General features: G+C 63.3%; 11 protein-coding genes and 1 pseudogene. 4 read left to right on the forward strand and 8 right to left on the reverse strand.

From position 1 onward, the window contains the following. Positions 1–183 (reverse strand): annotated as a pseudogene (locus tag ACIP0B_RS27035) (elongation factor P); the annotation flags it as partial. 48 nt (positions 184–231) lie between these two features. Further along, entirely contained in the window at positions 232–1,374 is a 1,143-nt protein-coding gene (earP, locus tag ACIP0B_RS27040; protein WP_400837945.1) for an elongation factor P maturation arginine rhamnosyltransferase EarP, read from the reverse strand. A 124-nt stretch (positions 1,375–1,498) separates the two neighbouring features. On the opposite strand from earP, the gene ACIP0B_RS27045 reads away from it, so the two are divergent. After that, entirely contained in the window at positions 1,499–1,906 is a 408-nt protein-coding gene (locus ACIP0B_RS27045; protein WP_400837948.1) for a hypothetical protein, read from the forward strand. 2 nt (positions 1,907–1,908) lie between these two features. Further along, positions 1,909–2,391, forward strand: coding sequence for a GreA/GreB family elongation factor (locus ACIP0B_RS27050; protein WP_400837951.1), 483 nt, complete (start codon positions 1,909–1,911; stop codon positions 2,389–2,391). A gap of 11 nt (positions 2,392–2,402) precedes the next feature. Here the strand turns inward: ACIP0B_RS27050 and cysB are convergent, their stop codons facing one another. The 5 genes from cysB to ACIP0B_RS27075 all read right to left on the reverse strand — a co-directional run bounded on the left by cysB (position 2,403) and on the right by ACIP0B_RS27075 (position 6,368). Beyond that, on the reverse strand, positions 2,403–3,377 hold the full coding sequence (cysB, locus tag ACIP0B_RS27055; protein WP_400837954.1) for an HTH-type transcriptional regulator CysB: 975 nt from the start codon (positions 3,375–3,377) through the stop codon (positions 2,403–2,405). A 113-nt stretch (positions 3,378–3,490) separates the two neighbouring features. After that, on the reverse strand, positions 3,491–3,994 hold the full coding sequence (locus ACIP0B_RS27060) for a universal stress protein (protein ID WP_400837957.1): 504 nt from the start codon (positions 3,992–3,994) through the stop codon (positions 3,491–3,493). Positions 3,995–4,092: 98 nt separating this feature from the next. Then, positions 4,093–4,998 (reverse strand): 5'-nucleotidase, encoded by a 906-nt coding sequence (locus tag ACIP0B_RS27065; protein WP_400837960.1) that lies wholly within the window; start codon positions 4,996–4,998, stop codon positions 4,093–4,095. 27 nt (positions 4,999–5,025) lie between these two features. After that, on the reverse strand, positions 5,026–5,985 hold the full coding sequence (locus ACIP0B_RS27070; protein WP_400837963.1) for a putative 2-dehydropantoate 2-reductase: 960 nt from the start codon (positions 5,983–5,985) through the stop codon (positions 5,026–5,028). Next, entirely contained in the window at positions 5,982–6,368 is a 387-nt protein-coding gene (locus ACIP0B_RS27075; RefSeq protein WP_400837966.1) for a thioredoxin family protein, read from the reverse strand. Before ACIP0B_RS27075 ends, ACIP0B_RS27070 begins: the two co-directional genes overlap by 4 nt. Between ACIP0B_RS27075 and ACIP0B_RS27080 the strand changes: the two genes are divergently transcribed. Together ACIP0B_RS27080 and ACIP0B_RS27085 are read left to right on the forward strand one after the other, a co-directional pair. Further along, on the forward strand, positions 6,367–6,810 hold the full coding sequence (locus tag ACIP0B_RS27080) for a PilZ domain-containing protein (protein WP_217891141.1): 444 nt from the start codon (positions 6,367–6,369) through the stop codon (positions 6,808–6,810). The two genes, ACIP0B_RS27075 and ACIP0B_RS27080, sit on opposite strands and share 2 nt — an antisense overlap. Positions 6,811–6,983: 173 nt before the next feature. Further along, a complete protein-coding gene (locus ACIP0B_RS27085; protein ID WP_400837970.1) occupies positions 6,984–8,060 on the forward strand; it encodes a 3-deoxy-7-phosphoheptulonate synthase in 1,077 nt (358 codons plus the stop codon). A gap of 62 nt (positions 8,061–8,122) precedes the next feature. On the opposite strand, the gene ACIP0B_RS27090 is transcribed toward ACIP0B_RS27085, so the two are convergent. After that, positions 8,123–8,404 carry a GNAT family N-acetyltransferase gene (locus ACIP0B_RS27090; protein WP_217891139.1) on the reverse strand — a complete coding sequence of 94 codons (282 nt, stop codon included), beginning with the start codon at positions 8,402–8,404 and terminating at the stop codon, positions 8,123–8,125. Positions 8,405–8,947: the final 543 nt, after the last annotated feature.

The following is an 8,947-nucleotide window of genomic DNA, read 5'->3' on the forward strand; positions in this document are numbered from 1 at the left end:
GTCCAGCTTGTCGTCCGCACGGTAATCGGTTTCGGTCTTGTAACCTGTCAGCAGGTTCTTCAGCTTGGTCTTCATGATCGCGCTGTTACGGCCCGACTTGGTGAATTCAGTTTTCTGAACCAGCCAAGGATCGTTGTCGATACGGAGCACGGTACCGGGTTTGAGTTCTTTACCAGTTTTCATTGCGAATATCCGAATTTGGATGGGATGTACAAAAATCTAGGCCGCGTATCATAGCCAATTTCGGTAAAACTGTACCAGCGCCGTGGCAAGATCGGCCTGCAAGGCCTGTTCCAGAGACCAGGATTCGGCGTGCCGCTGCAGTTGCGCCCAATGTTTGCGGGCCGCGAGCCAGTGCTGTCCGATGGGGAGTCCGGCGCTCCATGCCCGCCAAAGACCGCTTGTCGCCTCGGCTGCGTCCGACGAAAGGCCTTTCGTGTAGAGCGCCAGGAACGCGTCGAGCTTGTCCAGGTGGATGTCTTCTTCCTGCTGGTAAATGTGCCACAGCATCGGCCGTCCCGCCCACTGCGCCCGGACGAACGAGTCCTCCCCGCGCACCGCATTGAAATCGCAGCACCAGAGCAAGCGGTCGTATTGGTCCTGACGCACGAACGGGATGACCTGCACGGTCAGCGACCCGCGCACCTGCAAGGCGCCCGCCGTCAACGCATCCACCCCGAGCCACCGGGCGACATCGCCCAGGATCCGGCCTTCCGGCACCAGCAAATGGGTCGGCCGGGCATCGGCGGCCAGCACATCGAGCCAACTGGCCAGACCGGCGTTTTCGTAGGCGAACAACGAAATGAGCTGTGAACCCGGCGCGGGATCAATCCCCAGTTCCTGCAGGAATGTTCGCTGCGCCGCAGGATCCTGCTGAAACGCCTGACGCTGCTCAATCAACCCCTGCTCGCGCAGCAGCCCGCCGGTGCCTGGCTGGAACCCCGGAAAGAAGAAGAACTTCTGCACCGACCTGTACTTCACCGACGGCAACCCGTGACACCCGACCACCCAGTCTTCGGCGCTGAGGTAATCGAGGTTCATCCACAGCGGCGGCTTTTCCCGATCCGCCATGGCTTCCATGTACGCACCCGGCAACTGACAGGCGAACGCGGCGATCACCACATCGGCCGCATCCGCCCCGGCCCATTCCGTCGGCCAGTGCCGCACCTCGACGCCCTCCTGCCGCTGCTGCGCCAGGCTCGGGTCGATTTCCGGGCAGATGCGCTCGAACGCCCGCAGGTCATCGACCCACAGGCGCACCGCCAGCCCATGTTCGGCCACCAGTTGCCGGGCCAGGCGCCAGGTCACGCCGATGTCGCCGTAATTGTCGACCACGGTGCAAAAGATGTCCCAGCGGGTGTTCAGTGCCGACATTAAATGCTCCCGTTGGCAAAAACGCCGATTGTCCGCATAAACGCGCTCGCGGAGAAGAGCCGACGCCGATCAATCTTCGTGCGACAATCGACACTCGCCCGCACCCATTCGCCAGGAGGCTGCCATGCCCAACCGCCCCAACCCCCGTCGCCCGTTGCCTGTCCAGCTCAGTGCGCTGCAATTGACCGGCAGCATCGCCTTGGGGCTGTGGCTGGGTTTCCTTGCCATCGCACTGACCTGGTGGCTGGCCGCCCATCTCTTCAGCCGCCAACTGGCGCCGGTGACCGAGGTCGTCCAGCAGATCGGCCGCCCGCCGGCCGCCGCCCAGCCGCAGCCGCAACCGGAGCCGCAGAACCGGATGTTCGAGCAGTATGAAGAGAACCTGCGCAAGAACGAGCAGCAGGTGCGCCTGGATCAGGCCCGCAACAGCACCCGCAACCTGTCCAATCCGAAATGCCAGTTCTGGCTGCAGCAGGATCAGACGGCCCCGAGCGAAAAGAGTCGCGCCAACGTCCTGCAGTTCTGCGATTGACCATGAACAAACAGGCCGTCCACCAACTGATCCTCGACAAGCTGCGCGTCGATCTCGACATCGCCGAACGGGCAGCGCAAACCGCCTACGAGGCAGCGACCCACGAAGAGAACATCGCCGAGAACAAGTACGACACCCTTGGGCTGGAGGCGTCGTACCTGGCCGCCGGACAGGCCAGGCGCGTCGAGGAAATCCGTCAGTCGCTGGCGCTGTGCCAGAACCTGACCCTGCGCGCCTACGACGACAGCCGGGGCATCGAGGTGGGAGCGCTGCTCGGCCTTGAGGACGAAAACGGACGCGAGCAATGGCTGTTCCTGGCGCCGGATGCGGCAGGCCTGAAAGTCGATGTGGTGGGTCAGCCGGTCACCGTCATCAGTCCGCGCTCGCCGTTGGGCAAGGGCCTGCTGGGCAGGTTCGAAGGCGATGAGGTGGAGATTCTGGTGGCGGGCACCCGGCAACAGTTCGCTGTCACCGAGGTGCTCTAGAAGGGAGGCGCTTAGTGGACGGGCAGTTCGACGCCCTCGAACAGCTCTTCGAGTTCCTGCTTGTTGTGGCACTGGATGGCCTTGGCCATCACTTCGCGGGTCAGGTGCGGCGCGAACTTCTCGATGAAGTCGCACATGAAGCCCCGCAGGAAGGTGCCGCGGCGGAAGCCGATCTTGGTCACGCTGGACTCGAACAGTTCGCTGGCGTCGAGCACCACCAGGTCTTTGTCGAGCGTGGTGTCGACGGCCATTTTCGCCACGATGCCCACGCCCAGGCCCAGGCGCACGTAAGTCTTGATCACGTCGGCGTCGGCGGCGGTGAACACCACTTTCGGCGTCAGGCCTCGGTGGCTGAAGGCTTCGTCGAGTTTCGAGCGGCCGGTGAAGCCGAACACGTAGGTCACGATCGGGTATTCGGCCAGCGCTTCGAGGGTCAGCTTCGGCAGCTTGGTCAGCGGGTGGCCCTGGGGCACGACCACGCAGCGGTTCCAGCGGTAGCACGGCATCATCACCAGGTCGCCGAACAGCTCCAGCGCTTCGGTGGCGATGGCGAAGTCCACGGTGCCGTCGGCGGCCATTTCGGCGATCTGCATCGGCGAGCCCTGGTGCATGTGCAGCGCCACGTCCGGGTATTGCTTGATGAAATTGCTGATCACCGGCGGCAGCGCGTAACGCGCCTGGGTGTGGGTGGTGGCGATCGACAGGGTGCCTTTCTTCTCGTTGGAGAATTCCTGGGCGATCTGCTTGATGCTCTCGACCTTGCGCAGGATCTCGCCGGCGGTGGTGATGATGCGCTCGCCGGCCGGGGTGACGCGGGTCAGGTGCTTGCCGCTGCGGGCGAACACTTCGACGCCGAGTTCGTCTTCCAGCAGTCGGATCTGTTTACTGATACCCGGTTGCGAGGTGTATAGGCTTTGGGCTGTAGCGGAAACGTTGAGGTCGTGGTGCGCCACTTCCCAGATGTAGCGCAATTGTTGAAGCTTCATATGAATCCCTCAAAGCAGGTAGACGCCACGGGCATCAGCGACGATATATAACTATATTAATGGTTTGAAGAATAAATCTAGAACTTTTTTATCAAAACGCCATTATTCCCGCTTCAGCGATCCCCCCGACGCCGACGCTCCACCAGCGGCACCAGATAAACCGGCACCTTGGACAATTGCAGTACCCGGGCCGCCGTGCGCCCCAACGGCGTTTCCGCGCCCACCCCGTGGCTGTGACTTCCTACGATCAGCAAATCGACCGAGAGTTTCTGCACCTGTTCGAGAATCACCTGCGACGGATCCCCTTGCAGCACCCGCACGGCACGGATCCGCTGCAGGTCCTGCTCCCCCTCGTCCCCCAGCTCTTCGCGGAAACTGTCGAGCACCCGCTGCTCGATATTGGCGATGACCGTCTTCAGCCCCTGACTGTGGAATTCGTTCAGCGCCTGTTCGTCGAGATAGCTTTGCAGCACCGATTCGGCGAACAGCCCCATGGGCTCCACCGCATGCACCACGTACAGGTCGGCGTCGAATGTCCGGGCCAGCGCCAAGGCGTGCTGCATCACTAACGGTGCGTACAGACCGAGGTCAGTGGCATACAGCATCGCACGAATCATGTGACCTCCCAGCGTGCCGACATGGCGGAGATTTGATTCAGCTTAGCAGTGCCTTGGCGACAGCGGCGGGCGGCGCAACGTCTTGAACCGCGAGGGCTTCAGAGCGCCGGCTCGTTGCTGATCCCGTGGGGCACATGGCCGGTGGCGACCACCTCCCGGGCAGCCTCGCAGTGGCCGGCCTGGTCGTCGAAGAACACGTCGGCGGCGAACGCTTCGAGGAACGCCGACTTGGTCAGGCCGCCCAGGAACAGCGATTCGTCCAGGCGGATGTCCCACTCGCGCAGGGTACGGATCACCCGCTCGTGGGCCGGCGCCGAACGGGCCGTCACCAGCGCGGTGCGGATCGGGCAGTCGTCCTCGGGGAATTCGCGCTGCAGCACGTTGAGCGCCGCCAGGAAACCCTTGAACGGCCCGCCGCGCAGCGGTTCCCGCGCCGACTCGCGCTCCTTGGCCTGGAACGCCTCCAGTCCGCCGGACTGATAGATGCGCTCCGACTCGTCGGAAAACAGCACGGCGTCGCCGTCGAAGGCGATGCGCAGTTCATCGCTGGCCGCACGGCCGGCGCCGCCGGACAGAATGGTCGCCGCCGCGAACCCTGCGTCCAGCGCAGCGCGCACATCCTCGGCGTGGGTGGAGAGGAACAGGTCGCAACCGAACGCCTTCAGGTACGGATAGGGGCTGCGACCGCCGACGAACGCGGCCCGGGAAATCGCCAGGCCATAGTGACCGATGGAATTGAACACCCGAAGGCCGGTGTCGGCGCTGTTGCGCGACACCAGGATCACCTCGACCCGCGCCCGCCCCAGACGGGCATTGAGGCTCAGCAGCTTTTCCACCAGCGGGAAGGCATCGCCCGGCGCGAGGATCTCATCCTCATGTTCGATCTGATACTGCCGGTACGCCTCGACACCGCTCGACTCGTAGACCTTGTGGCTCTCGCTCAGGTCGAAGAGCGCGCGAGACGAGATCGCCAGCACCAGTTTGTCATCGATGTTCTTTGCCATGCCTTCCCCTTGCCTTGTGCAAAAAAATCACGCGTTGCGTCGGTCAATGAAGCCCAACGCGTGGTACAGCGCCCCGATCCTCGGCAACTCGCACCCCGCCGCCTTGGCCGCCGCCAACGGCCGGGCGTAGATCGCCTCCAACTCCAGCGGCCGCTTGTGCAGGAAATCATGATGCATGCTCGGCCAATAGTCCGGCATTTTCTCGGTCATCATGAACAGATAGTCGGCGTAGCCCGGCGGCATGTCATGACCGCAGGCCTTGGCGCCCTGCACCACTTCGGCCATCAGCGCCTTGATCAGCGCGCGGCTGTCGGCGTCGGCCATCAATGGTGTCGTGCTCGCCCCCAGCAGCACGGACAGGCCGTTGTAGGGAATGTTCCAGACCAGCTTCTGCCAGCGTGCTTGACGCAGGTCGGGCATCGCCTGGGAATCGATGCCGGCGGCGCGGAACAGCCCCGCGCCCTCCTCGACGATCGCCATCCGCGCCGCGCCGTCCGGCGCCGGGCCGCTGTGGTAGCCGACGTTCACCGCCCCCAGCGCCTGATGGGTGATTTGCCCCGGCCCCTCGCGATGGACGCAGATCAGGCACAGGCCGCCGAGCAGGTGCAGCGAATCGGGCAGCAACGCCCGCAGGCTGTCCTCGACGTCCAGGCCGTTCTGCAGCAACAGCACCTTGGCGCCGGGCTTAGCCGCCCGGACGATCGCCGGCGCCAGGTCGGCGGTGCCGGTGGTCTTGGCCCCGACCAGCAGCCAGTCGCACGGCGGCATGTCGTCGGCCTTTGCGTAGGCCTGCACCGGGTCGAGCGTCAGCGCGCCGTGCACCGCGCTGTCCACCCGCAAGCCGCGCTCGGCCACGGCGCTGAACTCGCTGCGCAACAGAAAGTGCACATCGAAACCGGCCCTCGCCAACATCAATCCGTAGAACCCGCCGATCGCGCCGGTGCCGATGATCCCCACCGCCGGCCTGTTGTTCACTGTCCCCGTCATGGCAACTCCTCTGCAATTCGCTCCAGCGCCCCGGCCACGGCGGCATTCAGCTCGCCGGCGCTCAGACGCGTGTGCACAGCACCAAAGAACTCGCCGTCGCGCACCACAAACAGCGCCGGCAAATGAAAGACCTGATAACGCTCGACCAGCCCGCCGTTGTCGCCGGCGTCGATCCAGCACAGACGGTCGACCGCAAGCTTCAGCGTCGGCAGCGTCTGGCGGGCATACCGGCACGAGGCACAGCCCGCGCTGGTGAAAATCACCAGCGAAACGCCGTTCATCGCCAGCAGCCGTTGGTCGGCGTCGAAATCGGTCAGTTGCGATTCGACCACTATACTGGGGGAAACAATGTCAAATGGACGACACAGGGAGTCTGTGCTCATGGGACGTTTCATTCCTCATCCGGACGATGTGCCCGTTGAATTAACTTTGCTCACGCCTGAATGCATTTCGCGGCAACGGCTGAACACTATCAGCCTCGGCGGCATCGCTTGCAATTACCATCGCGCCTGGCGCCATGGCACGGCGCTGCAGGTGCGCATGCCGACCCTCAACGCCGACATCTGCTATCCGGGTTATGTCGCCTGGTGCCTGCGGCGCAAGAAAGGCTACCTGGTGGGGATCGCCTTCACCGACGAACAGACGCTGTTCAGCGCACGGATGGGCGAACAGGTGTGCCAGATCGAACGCTACTGCCGGCTCAACGAAGCCCACGACGATCTCCAGGACATCCAGGCGCTGGCGCTGCAATGGGTCGAGCAGCACGCCGACGAGTTCTCCCACGACACCGTCCGCAAGGCCTTTGCGCACCCCGTACTGGACTGACAGGCGTCGGCAGGCCCGCCGCCCCGGCGCGAAAGCCCCCTGAACGGTTACTTTCCCATTGTCGAGCAGGCGCCTAACGCGCTAAGGTTCCGCTCCCCGACGCGCTCAATTCCGCTGTGCTCCGCCGCGCGGGGATCGCTGGCGGACGGCACCCGTGACCTGACGAGTAAACGATGGCTGATTTACCGATCAACGACCTTAACGTCGCCTCCAACGAGACCCTGATCACTCCCGATCAGCTCAAGCGCGATATTCCCCTGAGCGACGCTGCCCTGCGCACCGTCACCAAGGGTCGCGAAGTCATCCGCAACATCCTGGACGGCACCGACCACCGCCTGTTCGTCGTGATCGGCCCGTGCTCGATCCACGACGTCAAGGCCGCCCATGAGTACGCCGATCGCCTGAAGGCGCTGGCGGCGGAAGTCTCCGACACGCTGTACCTGGTCATGCGCGTGTACTTCGAGAAGCCACGCACCACCGTCGGCTGGAAAGGCCTGATCAACGACCCTTACCTGGACGACTCGTTCAAGATCCAGGACGGCCTGCACATCGGTCGCCAGCTGCTGCTGGACCTGGCCGAGAAAGGCCTGCCGACCGCCACCGAAGCCCTCGACCCGATCTCCCCGCAGTACCTGCAGGACCTGATCAGCTGGTCGGCCATCGGCGCGCGCACCACCGAATCCCAGACCCACCGCGAAATGGCTTCCGGCCTGTCCTCGGCGGTCGGCTTCAAGAACGGCACCGACGGCGGCCTGACCGTGGCGATCAACGCCTTGCAGTCGGTCTCCAGCCCGCACCGCTTCCTGGGCATCAACCAGGAAGGCGGCGTGTCGATCGTCACCACCAAGGGCAACGCCTACGGTCACGTGGTGCTGCGCGGCGGCAACGGCAAACCGAACTACGATTCGGTCAGCGTCGCCCTGTGCGAACAGGCGCTGACCAAGGCGAAGATCAAGCCGAACATCATGGTCGACTGCAGCCACGCCAACTCCAACAAGGATCCGGCGCTGCAGCCTCTGGTGATGGAGAACGTCGCCAACCAGATCCTCGAAGGCAACCAGTCGATCATCGGCCTGATGGTCGAGAGCCACCTGAACTGGGGTTGCCAGGCGATCCCGAAAGACCTCGCCGACCTGCAGTACGGCGTGTCGATCACCGACGCCTGCATCGACTGGAGCGCCACCGAAAACACCCTGCGCAGCATGCACGCCAAACTCAAGGACGTGCTTCCGAAACGCCAGCGCACCTGACGGCGTTGTCGCAGGCATAAAAAAACGCCGGGCTGAGCCCGGCGTTTTTTTTGGGGAGACGTTCAGATCTTGGCGGCGCGCTTCTGATGGCGTTCCATGTAGCGCTCGACGTAGGAGCACGACGGAATGACGGTGTAGCCCATCTCATCGGCGTACTGCAGCGCCCGTTCGGTCAGGGCCGCCGCGATGCCTCGGCCGCGCAACGCGTTGGGCACGAAGGTACGGTAGATGTCCAGGGTCTGTTTCCCCAGATCCATATAGGTCAGGTAGGCACGATGACCGTCCACATTGGTCTCGAACTGATGACCAGCCTGGTCATGGTGGATGGACAACGCCTCGCTCATCACTACTCCTCGCGGGTCTTGGATTCTGACCCCTACCTTACCGATGTTTTCCCGGCGAAGGAACATCTACGCCACCCCGTGCCTGATGGACACCGAGAAGAACCGCACCGATCTCGCGCAACCTGGCACGTGACAAATATTAGGCACCATTGGCGCAAATGCTCAAGGCACACTTGTCAACACGCTCGCCGGCGACGGCGGCTCCGGTGGACGCAGGAGGCGAAGCGCAAGACGTCGTCTGCGCGCTCCGCACACCTGAACATTGCCGGATGTTGAGACGTAAGACGTGCCCCGTCTTTTTAAGTCACCTCAACAGGGCAGAAGATTGGCGAAGCACCGCACAGAATCGGAACAAAAGTATGGACGAATCCATATAGACGGACTTCGGCCGGGAACGGAAAACAGCATTGCCCGACGGGAACTTTTTCTCATTAACTCGCTCATCACGGGCCTTACAGCTGGACATTTTTTATACAGACCCGTTAAAAGTTGCTCTTTCTGCTCTTCCCGGTGTTGGAGCTGTTCGTATTCGTCAAGGTGGCG

It is taken from the genome of Pseudomonas sp. NPDC089534 (assembly GCF_044749305.1).
GTDB lineage: Bacteria > Pseudomonadota > Gammaproteobacteria > Pseudomonadales > Pseudomonadaceae > Aquipseudomonas > Aquipseudomonas ekonensis.